The organism is Enterococcus thailandicus (genome assembly GCF_001886265.1).
Lineage (GTDB): Bacteria > Bacillota > Bacilli > Lactobacillales > Enterococcaceae > Enterococcus_B > Enterococcus_B thailandicus.
The window spans coordinates 50,187-73,276 of record NZ_JXLE01000010.1; the positions used below are offsets into that span (position 1 = coordinate 50,187).

Below are 23,090 nucleotides of genomic sequence, written 5' to 3' on the forward strand. Positions count from 1 at the left end.
AAAAGGATTGTGAAAGCGCAAAAAAATAAAAAACTATTTTATCCAAAATTCAGATAAAATAGTTTTTTATTGCTTTCTTTTTCACCAAGTATCGCCAAAATAGATTAATTACGTTTTTTCTTTTGTGATACATTTTTTAATTAAACAGACTCACTTGCACGTGCTTGCTGACATTCTGGACACAAGCCATACAGTTCAAGACGATGTTCGTTAATCTCAAAATCAGTCAAACGACTTGCAGCCATCTCAACATCTTCAAGACCAGGATAATGAAAGTCCACGATTTTCCCACAGTTTTGACAAATCACATGGTAATGGCGTGTCGAAGTAAAGTCAAAACGACTTGACGCGTCACCGTAACTCATTTCCTGTACAAAACCAATAGATGTAAATAACCGAAGATTATTATAAACAGTTGCGACACTCATATTTGGAAAACGATGTTCTAACGCTTTATAGATTTCATCAGCTGTTGGATGAGAATGATGTTCGATTAAATACTCTAAAATTGCATATCTTTGAGGTGTGATACGAATATTTTCATGCTTCAGTTTTTCGATTGCCTCGTCTACCAATTTGTTGCCCACATTGACACCTCCTACGTAGTCATTCACATATTATCATACTATTTTTATTTTTTAAAATCTACATTTCATACAGATAAAATTAAAATTCATGCTTTTCTATTAAAAATGTTAAAGTGAACCTAAAGATTAATAAGGTATATAAAAAAGGCCAAGACAAATTTTCGTCTTGACCTTTTTGGTATCATTGATTTTAGTCCTCTTGATACAATGCAGTTGATAGGTAACGTTCGCCATTGTCTGGCACAATAACTAAAACTTTTTTTCCTTTACCTAATTCTTTCGCAATTTTTAAACCGGCTGCAATTGCAGCACCAGAAGAAATCCCCACTAAAAAGCCTTCTTGGCGACCGACTTTTCTTGAAGTTTCCATTGCTTCTTCACCAGTGATTGGTAAAATTTCATCGTAAACTTTCGTATCAAGTGTATCTGGTATAAATCCTGTTCCGATTCCTTGAATTTTGTGTGGACCAGCTGGTTTTCCTTCTAAAACTGCTGATTCAGCAGGCTCAACACCGATCACTTTAATTTCAGGGTAAACACGTTTCAATTCATGTCCGGCACCAGTAATTGTTCCTCCTGTTCCAATTCCAGAAACAAAAGCGTCTAACCCAGCTACTCCAAAAGCAGCTTGAATTTCAGGACCAGTTGTCTTTTCGTGGATTTCAGGATTTGCTGGATTTTCAAACTGAAGCGGTAAGAAATAATCATGTTCTTTTGCTAAACGTTCTGCTTCTCTAATGGAACCAGAAATGCCATCAGCTCCAGGTGTTAAAATTAATTCAGCGCCGTAAGCCTTCATTAGCAATCGACGTTCCATACTCATTGTTTCAGGCATTACGATAATCACTCGGTAGCCCTTGGCTGCTCCGACCATTGCTAAGCCAATCCCTGTATTACCAGAAGTAGGTTCAATAATTGTGTCACCAGGTTTCAGACTTCCGTCTTGTTCCGCTTTTTCAATCATGCTTAAGGCAATGCGATCTTTCACGCTACCTCCCGGATTGAAAAATTCCAATTTAACATAAACTTCTGCAGAATCCTCTGGAACTATTTTGTTTAATTTAACGATTGGTGTTTCTCCAATCAAATCAGTAATTGCTTGATAGATTTGTGGCATGAAACTCTCTCCCTTCGACCTGTCTTTACTTCTTCATCATAATACAACCCCATGCTATCTGGCGAATATTTCGTCTTAAAAAATGCGACAAAAAAGTAGTTTAGATATTTGATCTAAACTACTTTTTAAAAAATCTTATCTCAAAACGATTAACGACTTAAGTTATTAAACAGTTAACTCTTGTCCAACCATTAGTGAATAGTCGCTTAATCCGTTTTTCGCCATTAAATCATCAATAGTCATCCCAAATTTTTGGGCAATTCCCCATAATGAATCACCAGAAACAACCGTATAAGTTTGACCTGTTCCAGTTGACTGCGCGCTTTCATCATAACTTGATTGTGTCGTAGATGAAGTCGTGGTTGTTGTCGTGCTTGAAACAGCACCAGTTGATGGTGTGTCAAAGCGTGTTAAATTGTACGTACTAATCAATGAGTTTAGCTTATCACCATAAGTTGGGTCAGTAGCATAGCGACCTGTCAAATAAGCTGTAGCATCATAAACGCTTGTCGTATTGCTTTTCCAAGCACCTGAATAGTGATAATCACCAGTTGAAAAACTAGTTGAACGTAGCACATTCGCATGGTCTTGGAATGATTCCCAATAAGAAGAGTATTTACGGAATGGTTCATTCATCGTCACCCATTGACCATTTAAATACTCTTTTGTCGGCATATAAACAACGGCACCATTATAACTTCCTTTAACACCAAATAAGTTATAATTCGGCGCACTTGCTAATCCAGATGTTCCATAAGCACTTTCAAGTAATGCTTGGGCAATCATCACAGAAGCATACAAATCATTGTTGGCAGCAACTTCTGACGCAGACCAACCAATTTGGTTAATGAAAGACTGAGGATCAGTTGTTGTTTGGCTCGCACTTTGTTCATCTGCATGTGCACTTTGTGGTGCTGCTGTAACCATCATTGGCCCAACCAAAAGACTTGTCCCCATTAATGGAGCAATGGCTTTTTTATTAATCACCATAGGTTTCTTCGCCTTATGATGACGGGCGCTACGGGTTTTCAGCTCTTGCATTCGTATTCCTCCTCAAAATAAAAAAACTTTAAATAAAAGTTCTCTCCTTAAAACAAACTTAATTAAATAAATTATACGTTTATTTTGACAAAATCTCAATTTAATCTGAACGTTTTCTACTCATGTAACGAAATTGTAACACTATAGAAATCAAACAGCAATCTTTCTTTACTCAATAAAACAAGCTGGGAATTTACCCCAGCTTGCTTCTTTCATAATTAAATTACTTGTTTTTTATAGTTCTTCGTAGGTTTTTACAACATTTTCAACTGTGAAACCAAATTCTTCAAGAATTTTATTTCCTGGTGCTGATGCGCCAAAATGATTAATTGTAATTGTTGTTCCTTCTGTTCCAACGTAACGTTCCCAGCCAAATGGTGCAGCCGCTTCGATTGCAACACGTTTAGTTACAGCTTTTGGAAGAACACTTTCTTTGTATTCAGCAGATTGCGCTTCAAACAAGTCAAAACTTGGCATTGAAACGACAGAAACGTCTTTGCCATTTTCAGCTAATACTTTCTGTGCTTTAACCGCTAAATCAACTTCTGAACCAGTTGCAATCAAGATACCTTCTGGTGTTTCACCTTGTGCAGGAGAAAGTACATAAGCACCTTTTTTCACCATCTCATCAGCTTTTTCTTTTGTTGATGGAAGAACTGGTAAGTTTTGACGACTCAACACTAAAATTGTTGGTGTTTCTGTTGACTCCATGGCAATTTTCCAAGCAGCACGTGTTTCATTGCCATCAGCTGGACGTACAACATGAACGCCTGGCATGCAACGAACAGAAGCGAGTTGTTCGATTGGTTCATGTGTTGGACCATCTTCACCCACTGCTACTGAATCATGTGTTAGTACATAAATAACTGGTGCTTTTTGAATGGAAGCAAGACGAATAGCTGGACGTAAGTAATCCGTGAATACAAAGAATGTTCCACCATAAATACGTGTACCGCCATGTAATTGGATTCCGTTCATCGCTGTTGCCATAGCAAATTCGCGAACGCCAAACCAGATGTTTCGACCTTCGTAGTTACCTGGTTCGAAATCAGTTTCAGCTGCAACCATTGTATTATTTGAGCCAGATAAATCAGCAGAACCTCCCCATAAGCTAGGAACTGCATTTGAGATTGCTTGAATCATGTCTTTGCTTGACACACGACTTGCTTGGCTATGACCTTCATCATAACTTGGCATCTCAGCATCCCAATTTTCTGGTAGTTTTCCAGCAAACGCATCTTCAAATTGTTGCGCTAATTCTGGATAAGCATTTTTATAGTTAGCAAATTTTTCATTCCATTGTGCTTCTGCTTTTTCGCCATCTTCAACCATTTTTTCGTGGAAACGAGTTGCTACTTCTTCAGGCACTGTGAAATCTGGATAGTCCCAACCGTAAACTTCTTTAGCCATTTTAATGCCATCCGCTCCGAGAGGTGCACCATGAACAGCAGATGTACCTTCTTTAGGTGAGCCATAACCAATAACTGTTTTAACTTCAATCAATGTTGGTTTAGTTGTTTCAGCTTTAGCTGCTTCAATCGCATTTGAGATTGCTTCTAAATCATTGCCATCTTTTACTAAGATATGTTGCCAGCCATATGCTTCATAGCGCGCACCGACGTTTTCTGTGAAAGCTTTTGAAGTTGGACCATCAAGTGAAATATCATTTGAATCATATAAAACGATTAATTTACCTAATTTCATATGTCCAGCCATAGAACTTGCTTCTTGAGAAACGCCTTCCATTAAATCGCCATCACCACATAAAGCATAAGTATAATGATCGACAACATTAAAGTTTTCTTTATTATAAGTTGCTGCAAGATGTGCTTCTGCCATTGCCATACCAACAGCCATGCCAATTCCTTGACCTAGTGGACCAGTTGTTGCTTCAACGCCATCTGTATGATGTACTTCTGGATGTCCTGGTGTTTTTGATCCCCATTGACGGAATTGTTTCAAGTCGTCAATTGTTACTTGATATCCAGATAAGTGAAGTAAACTGTACAACATTGCTGAACCATGACCAGCAGAAAGTACAAAACGGTCACGATCGACCCAATTTCTTGAAGTAACAGGATTTACTTTCAAATGTTTTGTCCAAAGTGCATATGCCATCGGTGCAGCACCCATCGGTAAACCCGGATGACCTGAATTTGCTTTTTGTACAGCTTCAATACTTAATGTGCGGATTGTGTTAACGCCTAGTTGATCAATTTTGTCGAACAAAAGAACCCCTCCAATTTAGGTTTTTTTTACTGTAATTCATTTCATACTCATTTTAGCGGATACAGATCAAAAAATCAATGCTTTTTGGTATTTTTTACCAAAAAGCACACTAACGGTCATGTAAGCCTTTTTCTTTTTGAATTTCTTTTAATTTATCTGGTGTAACATCGTTTCCTTCAGGATCAACAATTTTCATCCCTTCAATATGATGTCTCATACCAGAGCGAAAAGCTGTTAAATATTCTTCTCTCAATAAGATTTGTTCTTTCTCTTCTTCTTTTGAAAGTCCCTCAGCTTTTTTCTTTTTGGCTAATTCATTAATACGTGCAATTTTTTCAGGTGATAACATTATCAGCCCTCCTTTTTCTCTTCTTATATTATATAAAAAAAACAAAAAAAACAACTAGGTATCCATATTTAGATACGAACATTTGTTTGAAACAGCGCTTTTTATGTGGTATTATTTAAATATTAAGTGAAAGAAGGTGTACTTTGTGGCCCGACAAACTGAAACACGACAAATCGAAGTCTTACGTTATATCCACGAACAAGTAACCCGAAAAGGATACCCACCAACCGTTCGCGAGATTGGTGAAGCTGTTAACCTTTCTTCAACATCAACTGTCCACGGACATTTAGCACGATTAGAAAAAAAAGGATTTATTTTGCGCGATCCGACAAAGCCACGGGCAATCGAATTAACGGACTTAGGTTTAGATCAGATTGGAATCAAGCCATCAACTATTCCAATGCTTGGCGTTGTTACAGCTGGTGAGCCGATCCTCGCTGTTGAAGACGCCTCGGACTTTTTCCCTGTACCACCAAATTTAACTTCAGAAGAGGGCAGTTTGTTCATGCTAACCATTCGGGGCGAAAGTATGATCAACGCAGGGATTTTAGACGGAGATAATGTTATCGTCCGAAAACAAGAGAGCGCTAAAAATGGAGATATTGTCATCGCTATGACGACAGAAAATGAAGCAACTTGTAAAAGGTTCTATAAAGAAAAAGATCATTTTCGTTTACAACCTGAAAATGATTTATTAGATCCAATTATTTTAGATGAAGTAGCCATTTTGGGATTGGTAGTTGGTCTCTATCGTAGCCACATTTATTAACATGATTCATTCAAAGAATTGTAGAAAAATTTCTGCAATTCTTTTTTTATTGTTCTTTCCTCTTTACAAACCGAACAAACATTCGTATAATGATTTTACGAACAAGCGTTCGCATAAATAAATGAGGTGAAAATTCATGAAATCAATTAGACGTATTGGCTTGGTATTACTGGTTTTATTCTTAGGTATTTTGATTGGCAATTTTGGGATCCAACCGGCATTGATTATTTTTCTTCCGTTATTCACATTGTGGTTTATGTTGTGGGACGAAAAAAAATATCGTCAAGCCGAACAGCGTAGGCTTCATGAAGAACATTTCTATCATGAACATTACTTACGCTCTCGGCAATCTTGAAAGAAAGACCAACGTAAATAATCGTTCGTTACACCTATCTACTGGCTATCATATTTAAGGCAATTGCTCGTTTTCTACTTTGGATTAGCCAAAGTATTCATTCGATAAGATCTATTACCCTTTTATCAAAAAGAAAAAAGACTGGGACAAAGCGAAAGATTCAGTCGTTCTTAACACATTTTTCAATTTAAAAAAGCCTAAAATCAACGTTTTAAAAACGAATTTTAGGCTTTTTCTATTTAAGCTATTTTTGTTTCAGTTCCTTTTTGTATTTCTTAATTAGTTGACTATTTTTTTAACTCCCACGATGCATCACTACCTGGTACAGATTGTGTCCACCATTTAGCAAGATATTGTTTGCCATTATAGTTCACTAAATCGCCAGCGACATAAGTTCCTCCTTTGTAATAATCCACGCTTCCGTCTTCGTTTTTAATTATTTCTTTTTCCCAGACTTGTGCGGATCCTGGAGTATCTCCTTTTGTCCACCATTTTGCAGTGTAAGTTGTTCCTTGATAGCTTACCTTATCACCTTTAACGTAAACTGCCGTTGCTGAATAAGCTGGAATACTTTCTTTTTCTTTAACCGTGACTGTAATTGTTTGTGTTGTTTTTTCACCTTTACTATCAGAAACTGTATACGTGAGAACATTCGCGCCCGCTTTTGAAGTATCTACATCTCCTGTCACAGCTATTTTCGCGGTCAGGTCACCATCTTCTTGATCGTTTGCCGTTACGCCCGCCAATTTATCAAAGTTTGTTCCAACTTCAATTGTTTGATCCTTTAGACCAGAAAAAATTGGTTTCGTATTTGCATTTGGATCAACCACAGTAATCGTCCGAATCTTTTCTGAATGATTCTTCTGACTGTCTGTCACAGAATATGTTACTTGGTATTCACCAACTTTCGCAGAATCAACTGTTCCTGTTGTCGTAATTTTAGCAGTTAGGTCGCCATCTTCCTGATCAATAGCTGTCACACCTGCTAGTACATCAAACGAGTCATTCAACTCAATTGTTTCATTTGTTGCTCCTTTAATTACTGGTGCTTGATCTCTTACACCTAAATCTCCATCAAATTCACCCATAATTTTTGAAAATTCATAGGTTTCTTGCTCAAGTCCTGTATTTTTTAAATCTTCATTCAAATCGTTATCCCGATTCAACGACCAAAAAGAAAGCATTCCAATTTGTTTTTCGTTTGCATAAGCTAACAAAGCTTTAGCATCCGATTGAGTAAATGTTTCATTTGCTTGACTTGATTTTCCTACCCATGGTGTTAAACCAATTTTCTGATAAATTTGTGAATCCGTTAGGTCTTGATTAGCATCACTATAAATTCGTTTTATTTGTCCAGCTAAACTCTCTGATGCTTGTTCGACATATGTATGGTATGTATCTGTTGGTCCTGTAACAAATGACGGGCCAAAACACATCGTCATGATATTTACACCATGAACATTAACCTTTTTCTGAACAGCATCTTGTAGTACGTTATACGCGTCATTGTCTGTCCCTTCGCCTACTAAACCAGTCGGTAAAACAGGGAATGTGTACCAAACGTCAGGAGCTTCGTCACCTAACTTATCTTGCATGATCTTGATTGCATCGTTATTTCTTTCCCAAGCTTCTTTGTCTCGAACGTGAGCCCCTTCAATATCGAAATCAATCGTTGTTAATCCATAATGCTCGACAATCTCAATGTATTTATCCGCAAGTTCTTCAGCGTTATCATAGACATCTTGAAGCGGCGTTCCGTTTTCACCACCAAAAGAAACCAATACATCTCCACCTTGTGCGCGGAACTCTTTGATTTGATTAGCAAATGCAGTGACAACTGAACCATTTGTTCCGGTGCCATCTACATTATAATAGCCGCCAAAAGAGGCCGTCTTCGGATTACTTGGGTCCGATACAATAAAACCAATATTTGCATAACTGATGTTTGATTTCTTCACTTCTTGACCAAGAGGATACAATCCTTGATACCCATTCTCTCCGTTATACCACAAACCACCATCAATGTACGGCGCAAAAACCTTCTCGCCCCACTTCACACCCTGTCCTGCATCAACACCTGCATACGGAGTATTTGGATCAACATTTGGATCAATCGTTGGTTCAAATGGATTAGCAGTAACACCTGCGTTAAGAGTAACTGAACCATCAGAAGCAATTGTTCCTACTTCTTCCCAGCCAGTTGAAGTTGCTTCACCTGATCCTGGCGCTACATCTGTAGCCCCATTTTTCCACCAAGTTGCTGCATAAATTTTACCATTGTGTTTGACTTGTTTTCCTGTTGTGTCTGAACTTCCAAATTCTGTTAACTTTGTGACTTCTGACCATTCCGACCATGCCTCTTCTGTTAAACTTGTTGTTGCTTTTGAACTCGTTTTTTCTTCAGCACGAACTTGGATAATCGGCTGGATTGTTGAGACAGCAAGCCCACCTAACATCAATCCACAAATGAGCGGTGATGCTACCTTTTTTATTAGTTGTTCTTTTTTCAATAAAATCATTTCCCTTCAACAAACTATTTTACAAATTATTTTCGATGAATGTTTACGCATGTTTTGATCCCGGGTTTCAAAAAATGAGTGAAACAATATCTGTTGTGAATATTAATGGACTCTGCCATGCTGAGCAACCCCCAAATAATGTCAGTAATCCGACATATTTAGGGTGTTTTTTTTGTTCAAAATCCCTTTATTTGAAAGTTTTCATTATTGTAAATGCTCTCTTTAACAACACTCCTCAGTAAACTAGTTAAATTGTCATCAAGTGAAGATTTCCTTTTGCTAGCACTCTTTCTATCCTTACAAAACTATGGACATTCACCTCTCTTTTCACTATTCTTAGAAGTAACCAATCAACCTTTTTTAGAGTTTAGCGTGAACTTGTTAAGAAAGTTTCTTATCAAATTTCACACAGGCTTTCTTTTGCCAACTGTTTTTTGCTGAAATGAACGAAAATAGAGTGAACTCACAAAAAATGTATCGTTATAATATAAGTGTTATTTATGTACGAAAGAACAAGTTAATTACGAGTCATTTTCTTTTATTTTTTCATTGAACCCAGAATAAAATTATTTAACACATCAAAAAAGATCTTCAGAAAAGACCAGACATTGTGTCTTAGTCATTTCTGAAGATCTACTTTTTTCTATTAGTATTCCATCAACGTAATAATGTCATAGCCCTTAATTTTATCACGGCCATGTAAGTCCATCAATTCAATCAGGAATGCACAACCAACAACTACGCCACCTAATTTTTCAATCAGTTCAATCGTTGCTTTGATTGTTCCGCCAGTTGCTAACAAATCATCACAAATCAACACACGTTGACCTGGTTGAATCGCATCTTTGTGTAAAGTCAATGTATCTGTTCCATATTCAAGGTCATAAGTTACTTCAATCGTTTCACGAGGCAACTTTCCTTTTTTACGAACTGGTGCAAAACCCACGCCCAACTCATACGCTACTGGACAGCCGACAATGAATCCACGCGCTTCAGGTCCGACAACCATGTCAATCCGTTTTTCCTTTGCATAATCGACGATTTGTTTTGTTGCTTCACGATATGCATCTCCATCTGCCATTAGCGGTGAGATATCACGAAAAACGATTCCTTTTGACGGATAGTCCGGAATACTGGCAATATAATTTCTTAAATCCACTGTTTGTTTCCTCCTAGGTTGTTAACCATTTCTTAATGGTAGGAATATCACTTAGTAGTAAAAATTCCTCAACTTTAATTTTCTTTAGTCGCTGTTGATACAGAGTGCTTTCAGTCAACGGGTGACTTTCTGGATGGGCGACTTTTTGCAAAACACCATCGTCTATTGTAACAAATTTCAATTCAAAAAACACCTGAATCATAAAAATTAATAATTTTTCTGGAATTTTTAAATACTGAGCGACTGCTTTTGTTTTATAGCGAATATCAACTTTATCTTGTGTTTTAATAAACTGAAACAAGCGAGCATATTGTTCTCTCGAACCAACTCCATTAAGATAAGCTTCCTGTGAAGAAATACCCAATAAATAAACTCGGCTAAACGTTCCCGCATGAAACACAGCTTTCAGCTCATCAAGTTCTGTTGGGCAATCCACTAATACAAGCGATTCTGGTTGATTCGTTTCCAGCCAACTCTTCATTTGATCCATTTCTGTAAAAGTAACTATTTGTTCACGAATACTTGGGGAGACCTGTTTTTTAACTGTCTCGTCAAATGCTAGATAACATGTTTTTTCTGGTAATGCTACGTGGTCACGGAATCGTTTTGCACGCCAATCAAACACTTGAAGTCCTTTGACCTCGAAATCAGAAACCAATAATTGTGCTTTTTTTCGACCATTCCATTCATTAACTGAGAGTTTACCAACGATATCAAGTGAATCATTTAACAGTTCATTTTCTTGAGAACCAAATCCAAAAGCAACTGCATCTAGCTGCTCTCCCTCATCTGTTAAAACGAATTTCAAATGTTGTTGATTTGCACCAATCTTTTTTACTTGTGTCGCAGTCACTTGTTTGAATAAAAATTGTGGTACAGGATTATCGGTTCCAAAAGGTGCTAACAATTTCAACTCATCTAATAATGTCAAAGAAGCATCTTTAGGCGAAAGCACCTCATCAATTTTCATCGCTGGTCCTTTCGTCAGATCAATCTGATTTTCTTTCACATACTCATTCATTTTTTCTTGCAACAACTCAATGTTCTCTTGAGGCATAGTCAAACCAACAGCTGCATGATGTCCACCAAAATAAGTAAATAAATCTCTCATTTGATTCAACATTTCATAAAGATTCAAGGCCTCTACACTACGCCCGGAACCCTTGGCAGATCCATCTTCTTTTAAAGTCAGTACAATCGTGGGTTTACCCGTTTCGTTCATAATTTTACCCGCAACGATTCCCAAAACGCCTTCGTGCCAGCCATTATTCGCTAATAAATGGATACTGTTAGCAGGTTTTACCATCGCTAATGCTTCTTGAGTAATTTCTTCAACAACGCTTTTACGTTCTTCATTGATTTCATTTAATTTTTTTGCTTGTGTTTGAGCAACTTCTTCGTCAAAAGTCGCCATCAGTTCCACGGCGGGGTTAGGATCACCCATTCGACCAATCGCATTCAAGCGTGGTGCGATGGAAAAACCAATAGTCGTTTCATCAGCATCTTTCATTTTTGCCCCACTTTCAGCAAACAATGCTTGTAAACCAATTCTTTCTGAATGGCGAATAGCATCAATTCCTAGTGAGACTAAACTGCGATTTTCCCCAGTTAGCGACACTAAATCAGCGATTGTTCCAATTGCAACCAAATCTAAAAATTCTGCTGGTGCTTCTTCCAACAAAGCTGTTGCAACTTTGAAAGCCACTCCTACACCTGCTAAATCAGTAAATGGATAATTTCCATCTGGGTGTCGTGGGTGAACGATTGCGAAAGCATCTGGTAACACTGCCGGCATCTCATGGTGATCGGTTACAATAACGTCAACTCCGACACTTTGAGCATAGGCAATTGCTTCATTCCCAGCAACCCCATTATCAACGGTAACAATCAATTGTGTCCCTTGATTAATTTTTTCTTCATAGACAGCTTGGTTCGGTCCATAGCCGTGTTCAAAACGGTTAGGTAAAAAGGCCTCTACTTCTGCCCCTAGTAATTCAAGTGTTTCTTTCATAATTGTCGTACTGGTGATTCCATCGGCATCATAATCGCCATACACAAGAATCTTTTCGCCACTGATAACTGCCTCTTGGATTCTGCTAATTGCTTTATCCATATCATGCATCAAGTACGGATCATGTAATTGTTGTTCTTTTGGATATAAAAACTGTTTGATTTCTTGTTCTTCCTGATATCCGCGCTGCCAAAGCATTCTGCCAATAAAAGAAGATAAGTTATGGTTATTGATTAGCTGAAAAAAAGCTTCAGGTGGTTCTTCGGCACTTAATTTCCAATCATATTTTGCTTGCTTCACTGTCTCACTCCTAACTTAGTTATTATAGCAAACGAAACCGACAAAAAGAAGAGGTGGAAAAGAAGGTTGTGGCGCAAAACGCTTGGCTCCGACAAGATAGCGCGTAAGCACTCAAAATAGCTTTCCATATTTTGTAGTGAGTGCAAGCTATATCGAGAAGTTGTTTTGGAACACCGTAAATAAGGTTGTGGTTCCAAGCGGTCAGCTTCGAAAAAATAAAGAGCAACTGCTAAAAATAGACTTTCATATTTTTAAACAGTTGAGAGTTATTGTGAGAAGTTGCTTGGGGAACACCGTAAATAAGGTTGTGGTTCCAAACGACCAGCTTCAAGTAATAAGGAAACTTTTCTAAAATNCTAAAAATAGACTTTCATATTTTTAAACAGTTGAGAGTTATTGTGAGAAGTTGCTTGGGGAACACCGTAAATAAGGTTGTGGTTCCAAACGACCAGCTTCAAGTAATAAGGAAACTTTTCTAAAATGCGAATAAAAGCTTATTTTAGCTTTAGCTAGCACCTAGATGACTTTCCCCTAAACAAGCACAAAAGGAGCGCGACTTCGTCACACTCCTTTTCTAATTCAGTTTGACTAACTGATTAATCAAAATAATTGAAGCTTTGTTGTGGAGATTGAGCTCCGTCTTCTTTGGTGTCACCAGTCTCTTCTAATTGACTGATTTTCACCGTTTTCGCTTGTAGTTCTGCTTGATAAGCGGCCTCTAGTTCTGCCCGTTCATTACGAAATTCGCGTTGTTGTTCTTCTTTTGCTGTCTCAATTTTTTGCTGTACGCTACTTTGATATTCAGCAAGTTCCTGTGTTAAGTTTTTGATTTCTTTTTTTTGTTGCCACAAACTAGCTGAAGCTGTTAAAAAGACGATCAAAGCGCCAATCAGTGCTGAACCAATAATAACTAAAATTAATGGCGCTGAAAAGGAAGCAAACCCCAGACTCACCGGAACTTGTTCAATGTTGAATACTGCAAATAAAACAATCACTAATACTAAAAGAAACCCTAAAATCACACTGCTTTGTTTTTTCATTTTTTCACCTACTTTTTATTAAAAATTCCCCCAGCTAAATAATCCCCAATGTGTGGGAAAAGCGTATAGAATTTGGCTGCGATTTCCATGATAACTGGTTGGTTGATTTCACGTTTTGGATGACTCATATTCCGCACAATTTGTTTTGCTAACTTCGTTGGATCTAGTACGATTTGCCCTAAGTTAGCTAAGTATTCTCCGCTTGGATCTGCTTTATCGAAAAATTCTGTAGCAATTGGCCCTGGATTAACAGTCGTGACTGCGACCCCAAATGGTTTTAATTCCAATCTCAACGCATTGGAAAAACCAATCACAGCAAATTTAGTTGCAGAGTAAATCGTTGATTTAGCTGTTGCCATTTTCCCTGCCATTGAGGCTAGATTAATGATGTGCCCACTTTTTCTTTCTGCCATATCGATTGCAAATTTTTGCGTCAAGACCATCATACCTAACACATTAACCTCAAACATATCATAAGCTTTTCCTAAATCAAATTGTAGAAAATCTTCGAAGATGCCAAAGCCAGCATTGTTAACCAATACGTCCACTCGACCAACTTCTGTCATCACTTTTTCATACAGGCTTTCAACGCTTTCTGGATTGCTAACGTCCACTTGAAAAGCATAGGCTTCTTTGCCACTCAACTCTTGACACTTTGCTTTTACTTCTCCAATCAACTGAATCCGTCGAGCACAAGTAATCACGATAGCTCCTTGTCTTGCTGCTTCATAACAGATTTCTGCACCTAATCCCGCAGATCCACCAGTCACCAATACCACTTTATTTGCTAATTTCATGACAGTACCTCCTCGTCTCTAAATGGAATATCAATCACATCGAAATCTTTCATAATCGTTGTGTTTGGAAAAATTTCTTGCGCTTCTTTTTCCAGCTCAAAAGCTGCTTTACCAACATAACGAGCGCTAATATGCGTTAACAACAAACGCGCTGTCTTCGCTTTTGTTGCAACTTCTGCTGCTTGATGAGAAGTTGAATGAAAATAATTATGTGCCATTTTCGCTTCATTTTTGTTAAAGGTACTTTCATGGACTAATACGTCACTATTTTGGGCAAGTTCAACGGCATTAGCCGTCTTTCTTGTGTCGCCTAAAATCGTAACAATCCGCCCTTTTTTATCAGGACCCACGAATTCTTTGCCATTAATGGTTGTACCATCTTCTAGCTGAACTGTTTCTCCGCGCTTCAACTGACCATAAACTGGACCGGCAGGCACACCTAATTCTTTTAAGCGTTCTACTTGCAACTCGCCCTTATGATCCTTTTCGACTACGCGATACCCATAACTATCAATTCCGTGATCTAATTTCTTTGTATACACTGCAAACTGTTGATCTTTAAAGATTGGTTCATCTTCACGTACTTCAATAAATTTCAACGGATAACTTAAACGAGTTTGTGAAACAGATAGTGCTGTCTTAACAAATTGCTCTACCCCTTTTGGACCATAAATTTCTAATGGTGTGTCTCCACCTTGAAATGAACGACTACTAATTAATCCTGGTAACCCAAAAATATGGTCGCCATGTAAATGCGTAATAAAAATCTTTTCGATTTTTCTTGGACGAATATTTGTACGCAAAATTTGCATCTGTGTGCCTTCACCACAATCAAATAACCAAATTTCATTACGTTCATCTAATAGTCTTAATGCGATACTTGTTACATTCCGCTGCTTCGCAGGTACCCCTGCACCTGTCCCTAAAAATTGTAATTCCATAATCTACCTGACTTTCTATGAGTTCCCTCTAATTTTAGGGGAAAATGCACGGATAAGCAACCGAAAAAGACAGAGAAAAGTGCCTCAAGTACACTTTTTCTCTGCCAGAATTCACTTTTTTGTTGGAACTATTCAAAGTGAAAATAAAACAGAACTTATTCTTGTTCGTTTTCATCATCCCTTGATTGATTCTCAACTGGTGGATGTTTTTCACTCCATGTTTTTTGAGCTGCTTCTTTTGTGCTACGTTCAACTTCTTTCGCATCGGCAACATCTTTTTCGACATCATCATAGTCTAGACGGGTAATTTCTCCACCCAGTTCCATCATAACTAATTGGTTCAATGGACGATTATCTTCTTCTTCCGCAATCAAAATCAGACCAGTAGCACCTTCGCCAATTTTATCGCCAACAAAGTCAAAAACAGTTTGTGCATTTTGAATTTCTTTCGCGTCTTGAGTTGCTCCAATCATTCCGCCTGCAAACCAGCCAAGTAAAATACCAAGTGGTCCACCCAAGATACCAACGAGCATACCAATCATGCCACCCTTGGAAGACTTATTACTTCCAGTAAAGTCGATAAAATCTTCGACTTTAAATTGGTGTGTTCCATTGGGATCGTGACTGATTACAGCCATTTGTTCGCCCTTAATTTTTCGAGTAGCATGAAACTTTTTGATTTCTGAAAAGGCTTGATAAGCTTGACTCTCCACATCAAAATTTAAAATAATCACTCGTTTGTTCATTTGACTCACTCCTCACTTTTTGCGTTCATTTCATTTTACCTTTGATTTAGCCAGAAATAAAATAATAACCCCTAAAACAGAAGTGTTTACTTTAAAAAATTAAAAAAACAAAAAAGTGGTGTGTTAATAACAGCTTAAATAGAAAAAACGCCTAAAATTCGTTTTTGAAAACGGTGATTTTAGACGTTTTTTAAATTAAAAAATGTATTTGTATTAAGAACAACTGGCATTTTGCTCCAGTTTATTTTTCCTAATGAACGTTGTTTCCAAAGCAACTCTCATTATAGCTTGCAATCACCGCAAAATGCTGAGCACTTCTTTCACAGCCTTTTTCACTTCTGTCCTTTATTCAACAAATTCAAACTCGAATTCACCAATCCGAACGATATCGCCGTCTTTAGCACCGCGGGCACGCAATGCTTCATCAACACCCATACCACGTAATTGACGTGCAAAACGCATAACTGTTTCATCGTGATCAAAATTCGTCATTTGGAATAATTTTTCGATTCGCTCACCAGTTAATACCCAAGTAGCATCTGGCTCACGATCAATCTTGAAGTCTGGCCCTTCAGGTGTGAATCCGTAATGAACCGTTTCTTCCTCAATTTCTTCATCGTAAAGAGGAAACTCTGGTGTGACTTCTAGTAAATCGGCAGTTGCATTCAATAACGCATCCAGCCCTTTACGTGTCACTCCAGAAATTGGAAATACTGGAATGTCATCTGCAAATTCATCTGCTTTTTCTTTATTCAATTGCTCTTTGAATTTCACCAAATTTTCTTCTGCATCTGGCATATCCATTTTATTCGCAACAATCAACTGTGGGCGTTCTAATAAGCGCAAATTATAAGTAGACAACTCATGGTTGATTGCTAAATAATCTTCGTAGGGATCTCGCCCTTCCATCCCGCTCATATCAATCACATGTAAAATAACACGAGTGCGTTCAATATGACGTAAGAATTGCGTACCTAGACCAACACCTTGTGAAGCTCCTTCAATTAAACCTGGTAAATCAGCTGCCGCAAAGCTTCGACCATCAGTCGTTGTGACCATTCCAAGATTAGGAACTAGCGTAGTAAAGTGATAGGCACCGATTTTTGGTCGTGCAGAAGAAATAACTGAAAGTAATGTTGATTTCCCGACTGAAGGGAAACCCACTAAACCAACATCTGCTAAGACTTTTAATTCCAATTCGATTTTACGCTCTTGTCCTGGTTCACCGTTTTCTGCGATTTCTGGTGCAGGATTACGTGGTGAAGCAAAACGAGTGTTTCCGCGACCACCGCGACCGCCTTTAGCAACTACTAAAGTTTGACCATTTTCAATCAAATCACCTAGTAAAGCACCTGTTTCTGCATCACGTACAGTTGTTCCTTGAGGGACTTTAACGTATGTGTCGTCTGAACCGCGACCATGCATTCCCTTGCTCATTCCATTTTCACCCGGTTGTGCTTTGAAATGACGATTGAAACGAAAATCCATCAATGTGCGCAAGCCTTCATCGACAACTAAAATAACATCGCCACCGTGACCACCATCACCACCAGCTGGTCCGCCATCAGGAACATACTTTTCTCTACGAAAAGCAACCATTCCATCGCCGCCCTTACCAGCTTTCACATCGATTGTTACTTGATCTAAAAACATGGACATATTCTCGTCCTCCTATTGTATTTATTTATTTAAATTTCTCGACTACCTGAATTTCCACAATAAACAAAAGTCCTATTTATTTTAGCGATGAAATCACGTTTTGTCTATCTTTTCAGCCAAAACTTTGCTATCTCTTACCATTTTTTGCATTTTTAGCAAATCCAACTGAAATTTTCGGAAAAATCAAGTGAAAAGATAAATTTTTTGACAAATTTTAAATTTAGTAGCAAACTTAAATCGTATTAAGAGAGGTTGCGGCACTTTCACAGCCCTTAAATTAAAGGAGGAACTTTTGATTATGACAGTAAAAGTAGGTATTAATGGATTCGGACGTATTGGACGCTTAGCGTATCGTCGTATCAAAGAAGTATCTGATGACATCGAAGTAGTTGCAATCAACGACTTAACAAGTCCAACTATGTTAGCACAATTATTACAATTCGATTCAACACATGGTACTTATCCTGGAACAGTTACTGCTACAGAAGACTCAATCGTGGTTGATGGGGAAGCAACTCGTGTTTATGCTGAACCTGATGCAAGTAAAATCCCTTGGGTAAAAGAAAACGGAGTAGACATCGTACTAGAATGTACTGGTTTTTATACTTCAGAAGAAAAAGCACAAGCTCACTTGAACGCAGGCGTTAAACGCGTTGTGATCTCTGCCCCAGCTGGCGCAATGAAAACAATCGTTTATAACGTAAATGATGACACTTTAGACGCAAGTGATAAAATCATCTCTGCTGGATCATGTACAACTAACTGCTTGGCACCAATGGCTTATTTCTTAAATAACGAATTTGGTATCGAAGTTGGTACAATGACAACTGTCCATGCTTATACTTCAACACAAATGTTATTAGATGGACCAGTAAAAGGTGGAAACTTGCGTGCTGCTCGCTCTGCTGCTGACAACACAATTCCTCACTCAACTGGTGCTGCAAAAGCAATCGGTTTAGTTATTCCTGAATTGAACGGCAAATTACAAGGTCATGCTCAACGTGTCCCTGTTGTTGATGGTTCATTAACAGAATTAGTATCAATCTTAAAAACAAAAGTAACTGCTGATGAAGTCAATGAAGCAATTAAAAAACATACAATTGACAACCCATCATTTGGTTATGATGACCGCGAAATCGTTTCTGGTGATGTAATCGGAACAACTCAAGGTTCAATCTTCGACCCAACACAAACAGAAGTAACTTCAGCTGGTGATTACCAACTTGTTAAAACTGTTGCTTGGTACGATAACGAATATGGCTTCACTTGCCAAATGATTCGTTTATTAGAAAAATTTGCTAACTTATAAGAAATTTTCCAATCAAAATTTCTTACCATACTAAAAAGAGCTGAGACAGGTGTCTCGGCTCTTTTTATAGTTATTACACTGAACCACTTGATTCATCATCACATACTTAAAAATACTTCACTAGGAAATCTTTTACTACTTGCTGATATTTTTCTGGGTCAATAGCATATGCCTTAGCATGCTCCGCCCCTTTTACGATATATTTTTCTTTTGGAACATTGGTCGCTTCATAGACTTCATTTAACATTTCAAACGGAACAAACGTATCTTCATCACCATGAATAAAGAGCATTGGCGTTTGGTTTTTCTTCAATTGTTTGACTGCACTTGCTTCATTAAAAGAATAACCTGCTCGGACTTTCGTCATTAAACTAGTCGCAGGCATCAATGGAAATGCCGGTAGATTAAACATGTCTGCTAGTTGGTATGAAAGTTCTTCATTTACAGAAGAATAGCCACAATCCTCAATGATTGCTTTCACATTTTTAGGAAGCTGCTCTCCACTGGTCATCATCACCGTTGCACCACCCATGCTGATTCCATAAAGAGCAATTTCTTCTTGTTTTCCATTTGTTTCAAGAACTTTGTTGATCCACTTTACATAGTCCTTTCTTTCTGGCCAGCCAAATCCAATATAATTTCCTTCACTTTTTCCATGTCCTCGTGCATCTGGGAGTAAGACATTGTAGCCTAAATCATGGAAAATTTTAGCATAGTTTGCCATCGTTTCAGCATCGCCCATATAGCCGTGCGCCGCAATCACTGTCTGGCTACTTGGTTTTGCTGCAGGCAGATAAATCGCAGAAAGTTTTAGTTGATCATCTGATTCGATCGTCCAATGCGTACGATTTTCTTTTGCTTTGAACCACGTTTGCGTTGCAGTTTCTTCTGCCGTTTTTGTAGTACCAGGTGTATCTTCGCCAATAAAGTCTTTTGGCGCTGGAACGATTGCATAATTATAAAAATAATTTGCTGCAAAACCTAACCCAATCGTTACTATCAGGATCACGCCAATACTAATTTTCACCCAAAGTTTCATGTTCTCCACTTTTCTCCTATCACTTAAATTAAAAATAAATCACTGAACGAATAAATTTAATCCTAAGTATAATCAATGTTTTTGTTTGATGCAAATTGATTCGATAAATAAAAAGGACCAAGACATTTACGTGTCCTGATCCTTTTTGAAGTACTTGATGGTAAAAAGCTATTTTTGAAAGCTTACTTGCCTCTTTTAATTTATTGCTTGAAGTTGACCGCTTGGAACCACAACCTTATTCACGGTGTTCCCCAAGCAACTCCTCGACATAGCTCACAATCACTTCAAAATATGAAATGCTATTTTGAGTGTCTGCTCGCTATCTTTTCGGAGCTAATCGCTTGGTGCCACAACCTTACTTCACATTTTCAATCAATTTAAAGCTTGACCAAGGTTTCAAGAAATCAAGCAAGAATAATTCATCTGCTGAAATTCGGCCGACTACATTTACACGACCGTCATTTTTCATTTCTTTCAAAGCAATTTGTGTTTCACCTTTGTACTGACCGTAGCCAGCATTATCAATCAAAACATCTCCGTGAGCCATGTCACGAGTATTATGAGCTGGGAAAGGTTTATCTTTGTAATAAACACGAGTCATTGTCGAACGTAAAATATATTCTGAACGATCTCCTCGATAGCTGTGTAAGTTATCAAACAAGCAAATACGTTCGTCTTCGGTAATGCCTTCTTCTACATCAACTTTTAATGTTGGATAATCTGCATTGAAAGCTTCTGCCATTGCTTTTAATTCTTCCTCACTTGCATAAGCGTTCCCAACAGAAATATCATCAATCAAGCCAGTTAACATCAAATGTTTTACTTGCGTTGAAATTTCTAAATCACGATGGTCTTCTAATGAACACAACCCATCTTGTGTTGGCCATGGACCAAAAGCGGCAACTTGTGAATTCACAAATGCCATCGTATTCAAATTATATTTTCTGAATTTTTCTGAACAATAAACAAAGTGATCGTAACTCAAACCAGAATAGCGATGTGGGTAAAAGTTATGAGATCCCAATAAATTATTTGTGTTTGGTGAATAACTCATGATGTTATCCACGTAGTTTGTTCCAGAACTCATATTGATTTCAATTTTGATTCCATATGGGTTACGTGTCATCTTCGCTTCTTCTGCACCCGTAAAACCAATATCTAAACGTACGCCATAAGCGCCCATTTCATCAAAGAATGATAAATCATCATAAGAAATCTCAAGTTGTTCAAATAAGGCAGGATTGATATCTACCATTACTTCCATTCCTAAGCTATTCGCATAGTCGACTACTTTTGTAAATTCGGCTAATACTTGCTCTTTGTTATCATTCACTTGTAGCAAGCTTGTAAACACACGTTTAAATCCATATTTATGTGCTAAATCTAAATATGCTTTATCCTTTTCAAATGTTGAGCGTTCTGGGTAAATCGAAACTCCAAGTTTTCCCATAATCCTATTGCCTCCTAGCGGTTTGCTTTTTTGTATCCACTTACATTATAACAAACATGATACAAATGGTCTACACCTTTTACCAAGGCTTTCAAAAAGAAAAATCGCTTGCTAATTTTCATTAGGTTTTTGTTCAAGAGTTTGCTATCATAAATGTAGACTATTTTTAAAGAAGAAAGGATCCAGATATGAAAAAGAAAAAATTAATGTTAACTCTTGGACTGGCTGCAGCTCTACTCGTTGTTGCAGGCTGTTCAACCAATCAAACAACTACTTCAAGCACGAAAGCAAGTACTGCAGAAAGCACGACTGAAAGTAGCGTTGACCTCAACGCTTTGGAATTACCCCAATTAACGAACGAAGTTGCTGCAAATGAATCATTAGTCGAAATGACCACTAGTGAAGGAACAATCAAAATCAAATTGTTCCCTGAATTAGCACCAAAAGCAGTTGAAAATTTTATGACGCACGCCAAAGATGGTTACTATGATGGCTTAACTTTCCATCGAGTGATCAAAGACTTCATGATTCAAGGTGGCGATCCAAAAGGTGATGGCACTGGTGGTGAAAGTATTTGGGGAGAAGGATTTGAAACAGAAGTTTCGAATCAGTTGTACAATATTCGTGGTGCACTTTCAATGGCACGTTCACAAGATCCAAACAGTAATGGTAGCCAATTCTTTATCGTTCAAAATTCTGATGACGTACACGACGGCTTACTAAAAGAGGATTACCCTCGCGCAATTATCGATGCGTATAAAAATGGTGGTTATCCAAGTTTAGATGGCCAATATACCGTCTTCGGACAAGTAATCGAAGGAATGGACGTCGTTGATAAAATCGCGCAAGTTGAAACTGACAGCAATGACAAACCAACAACTGACGTAAAAATCGAAAGTATCAAAGTTTTACAAGAAGCTGAAACAAAATAAATCATTAAAAAGAGGAGAAGACTTTTCTGATAAGTCTTCTCCTCTTTTGCTTTGCCTAAATTAAAAAATTAAGTATTAAGCATCTTGGTTTACGATAAAAGTAAATTCACATTCGCAAACTTTTTTGTCATCAACGTATGCAGCTGAAAGTGCAGTACCCACAGCTCCCTTTAATTTTGTGATTTCAAAGTGACACTTCATTACATCACCTGGTACAACTTTTTGACGGAATTTTGCTTTATTGATTCCCCCAATGTAGGCACGTTTCCCTAGAAATTCTTCTGATTTCAAAATTAAAATTGAACCAGCTTGCGCCAAAGTTTCTAAAATCAAGGCTCCCGGCATCACTGGATTATCTGGAAAATGACCTTGGAAAAAATCTTCATTGATTGTGACATTTTTCGTCGCAACGATCTTCTTTCCTGGCTCTAATGTGTCCACGTAATCAATATAACAAATCGGGTAACGATTAGGAATCAAATCCATAACTTCTGTAGCAGATAAAACATAAGACATATATATGCTCCTTCTTTCATTTCAGGCAAATGCCAATTCATTTATTACTTTGATTATCAAAGTATCATATTCCTAATTATTTAGCAATCTTTTTTTTAATATCAAAAAAATAGTTTGACAATCAAAGCATTTTGCCTAATAATAAGAAATCAAGGAAGTTATTTTCTTTTAAGCACTTATCTTTTTATTTTATTTTTTTACTAGACAACGAAATTTTTCGCGAAA

Annotated in this window: 20 protein-coding genes; 4 read left to right on the plus strand and 16 right to left on the minus strand. The window is 37.6% G+C overall.

From position 1 onward, the window contains the following. Positions 1–140 precede the first annotated feature (140 nt). The 5 genes from perR to RV17_RS08330 all read right to left on the minus strand — a co-directional run bounded on the left by perR (position 141) and on the right by RV17_RS08330 (position 5,323). Positions 141–587, minus strand: coding sequence for a peroxide-responsive transcriptional repressor PerR (gene perR, locus RV17_RS08310; RefSeq protein ID WP_067482318.1), 447 nt, complete (start codon positions 585–587; stop codon positions 141–143). A 190-nt stretch (positions 588–777) separates the two neighbouring features. Continuing rightward, complete coding sequence (cysK, locus tag RV17_RS08315; RefSeq protein WP_067482320.1) at positions 778–1,704, minus strand: cysteine synthase A; 927 nt, start codon at positions 1,702–1,704, stop codon at positions 778–780. Between the two features lie 165 nt (positions 1,705–1,869). Beyond that, positions 1,870–2,745, minus strand: a complete 876-nt coding sequence (locus RV17_RS08320) for a glucosaminidase domain-containing protein (RefSeq protein WP_071868980.1) — start codon at positions 2,743–2,745, stop codon at positions 1,870–1,872. 234 nt (positions 2,746–2,979) lie between these two features. Continuing rightward, a complete protein-coding gene (tkt, locus tag RV17_RS08325; protein WP_071868981.1) occupies positions 2,980–4,974 on the minus strand; it encodes a transketolase in 1,995 nt (664 codons plus the stop codon). A 109-nt stretch (positions 4,975–5,083) separates the two neighbouring features. Next, positions 5,084–5,323, minus strand: coding sequence for a DUF896 family protein (locus tag RV17_RS08330; protein WP_067482326.1), 240 nt, complete (start codon positions 5,321–5,323; stop codon positions 5,084–5,086). Between the two features lie 145 nt (positions 5,324–5,468). Between RV17_RS08330 and lexA the strand changes: the two genes are divergently transcribed. Then, positions 5,469–6,092, plus strand: coding sequence for a transcriptional repressor LexA (lexA, locus tag RV17_RS08335; protein WP_067482328.1), 624 nt, complete (start codon positions 5,469–5,471; stop codon positions 6,090–6,092). A gap of 136 nt (positions 6,093–6,228) precedes the next feature. Further along, positions 6,229–6,447, plus strand: a complete 219-nt coding sequence (locus RV17_RS08340) for a hypothetical protein (protein ID WP_067482330.1) — start codon at positions 6,229–6,231, stop codon at positions 6,445–6,447. 287 nt (positions 6,448–6,734) lie between these two features. Here the strand turns inward: RV17_RS08340 and RV17_RS08345 are convergent, their stop codons facing one another. The 8 genes from RV17_RS08345 to obgE form a co-directional block, all read right to left on the minus strand. After that, positions 6,735–8,957 (minus strand): immunoglobulin-like domain-containing protein, encoded by a 2,223-nt coding sequence (locus tag RV17_RS08345; protein ID WP_186807801.1) that lies wholly within the window; start codon positions 8,955–8,957, stop codon positions 6,735–6,737. A 655-nt stretch (positions 8,958–9,612) separates the two neighbouring features. After that, on the minus strand, positions 9,613–10,125 hold the full coding sequence (locus RV17_RS08350; RefSeq protein ID WP_067482334.1) for an adenine phosphoribosyltransferase: 513 nt from the start codon (positions 10,123–10,125) through the stop codon (positions 9,613–9,615). 13 nt (positions 10,126–10,138) lie between these two features. Further along, positions 10,139–12,436, minus strand: a complete 2,298-nt coding sequence (gene recJ, locus RV17_RS08355) for a single-stranded-DNA-specific exonuclease RecJ (RefSeq protein ID WP_071868983.1) — start codon at positions 12,434–12,436, stop codon at positions 10,139–10,141. 596 nt (positions 12,437–13,032) lie between these two features. After that, positions 13,033–13,476 carry a LapA family protein gene (locus RV17_RS08360; protein ID WP_067482338.1) on the minus strand — a complete coding sequence of 148 codons (444 nt, stop codon included), beginning with the start codon at positions 13,474–13,476 and terminating at the stop codon, positions 13,033–13,035. Between the two features lie 8 nt (positions 13,477–13,484). Next, positions 13,485–14,273 (minus strand): SDR family NAD(P)-dependent oxidoreductase, encoded by a 789-nt coding sequence (locus tag RV17_RS08365; RefSeq protein WP_071868984.1) that lies wholly within the window; start codon positions 14,271–14,273, stop codon positions 13,485–13,487. Continuing rightward, the gene (gene rnz / locus RV17_RS08370; protein WP_071868985.1) at positions 14,270–15,214 is read right to left on the minus strand and encodes a ribonuclease Z; all 945 of its coding nucleotides are present in this window, start codon (positions 15,212–15,214) and stop codon (positions 14,270–14,272) included. Before rnz ends, RV17_RS08365 begins: the two co-directional genes overlap by 4 nt. Before the next feature lie 155 nt (positions 15,215–15,369). Further along, on the minus strand, positions 15,370–15,960 hold the full coding sequence (locus RV17_RS08375) for a DUF1269 domain-containing protein (RefSeq protein ID WP_071868986.1): 591 nt from the start codon (positions 15,958–15,960) through the stop codon (positions 15,370–15,372). A 345-nt stretch (positions 15,961–16,305) separates the two neighbouring features. Then, a complete protein-coding gene (obgE, locus tag RV17_RS08380) occupies positions 16,306–17,619 on the minus strand; it encodes a GTPase ObgE (RefSeq protein WP_067482346.1) in 1,314 nt (437 codons plus the stop codon). 298 nt (positions 17,620–17,917) lie between these two features. Between obgE and gap the strand changes: the two genes are divergently transcribed. Beyond that, positions 17,918–18,928 carry a type I glyceraldehyde-3-phosphate dehydrogenase gene (gene gap, locus RV17_RS08385; RefSeq protein WP_067482348.1) on the plus strand — a complete coding sequence of 337 codons (1,011 nt, stop codon included), beginning with the start codon at positions 17,918–17,920 and terminating at the stop codon, positions 18,926–18,928. Between the two features lie 106 nt (positions 18,929–19,034). Here gap and RV17_RS08390 read toward each other — a convergent pair whose 3' ends face one another. Together RV17_RS08390 and RV17_RS08395 are read right to left on the minus strand one after the other, a co-directional pair. Beyond that, positions 19,035–19,967, minus strand: coding sequence for an alpha/beta hydrolase (locus RV17_RS08390; protein WP_071868987.1), 933 nt, complete (start codon positions 19,965–19,967; stop codon positions 19,035–19,037). A gap of 355 nt (positions 19,968–20,322) precedes the next feature. Next, complete coding sequence (locus RV17_RS08395; RefSeq protein WP_071868988.1) at positions 20,323–21,417, minus strand: DUF871 domain-containing protein; 1,095 nt, start codon at positions 21,415–21,417, stop codon at positions 20,323–20,325. Between the two features lie 188 nt (positions 21,418–21,605). Between RV17_RS08395 and RV17_RS08400 the strand changes: the two genes are divergently transcribed. Beyond that, a complete protein-coding gene (locus RV17_RS08400) occupies positions 21,606–22,349 on the plus strand; it encodes a peptidylprolyl isomerase (RefSeq protein WP_071868989.1) in 744 nt (247 codons plus the stop codon). Positions 22,350–22,424: 75 nt separating this feature from the next. On the opposite strand, the gene fabZ is transcribed toward RV17_RS08400, so the two are convergent. After that, positions 22,425–22,865 carry a 3-hydroxyacyl-ACP dehydratase FabZ gene (gene fabZ / locus RV17_RS08405; protein ID WP_067482356.1) on the minus strand — a complete coding sequence of 147 codons (441 nt, stop codon included), beginning with the start codon at positions 22,863–22,865 and terminating at the stop codon, positions 22,425–22,427. Positions 22,866–23,090 lie beyond the last annotated feature (225 nt).

Excerpts from the sequence above, each read along its gene's own strand:
- fabZ (WP_067482356.1), bottom strand. The coding sequence starts at position 22,865 with ATGTCTTATGTTTTATCTGCTACAGAAGTTATGGATTTGATTCCTAAT.
- RV17_RS08395 (WP_071868988.1), bottom strand. The coding sequence starts at position 21,417 with ATGGGAAAACTTGGAGTTTCGATTTACCCAGAACGCTCAACATTTGAA.
- RV17_RS08400 (WP_071868989.1), top strand. The coding sequence starts at position 21,606 with ATGAAAAAGAAAAAATTAATGTTAACTCTTGGACTGGCTGCAGCTCTA.
- RV17_RS08365 (WP_071868984.1), bottom strand. The coding sequence starts at position 14,273 with ATGAAATTAGCAAATAAAGTGGTATTGGTGACTGGTGGATCTGCGGGA.
- obgE (WP_067482346.1), bottom strand. The coding sequence starts at position 17,619 with ATGTCCATGTTTTTAGATCAAGTAACAATCGATGTGAAAGCTGGTAAG.
- gap (WP_067482348.1), top strand. The coding sequence starts at position 17,918 with ATGACAGTAAAAGTAGGTATTAATGGATTCGGACGTATTGGACGCTTA.
- cysK (WP_067482320.1), bottom strand. The coding sequence starts at position 1,704 with ATGCCACAAATCTATCAAGCAATTACTGATTTGATTGGAGAAACACCA.
- RV17_RS08330 (WP_067482326.1), bottom strand. The coding sequence starts at position 5,323 with ATGTTATCACCTGAAAAAATTGCACGTATTAATGAATTAGCCAAAAAG.
- RV17_RS08320 (WP_071868980.1), bottom strand. The coding sequence starts at position 2,745 with ATGCAAGAGCTGAAAACCCGTAGCGCCCGTCATCATAAGGCGAAGAAA.
- rnz (WP_071868985.1), bottom strand. The coding sequence starts at position 15,214 with ATGGAATTACAATTTTTAGGGACAGGTGCAGGGGTACCTGCGAAGCAG.
- RV17_RS08360 (WP_067482338.1), bottom strand. The coding sequence starts at position 13,476 with ATGAAAAAACAAAGCAGTGTGATTTTAGGGTTTCTTTTAGTATTAGTG.
- RV17_RS08375 (WP_071868986.1), bottom strand. The coding sequence starts at position 15,960 with ATGAACAAACGAGTGATTATTTTAAATTTTGATGTGGAGAGTCAAGCT.
- RV17_RS08390 (WP_071868987.1), bottom strand. The coding sequence starts at position 19,967 with ATGAAACTTTGGGTGAAAATTAGTATTGGCGTGATCCTGATAGTAACG.
- RV17_RS08340 (WP_067482330.1), top strand. The coding sequence starts at position 6,229 with ATGAAATCAATTAGACGTATTGGCTTGGTATTACTGGTTTTATTCTTA.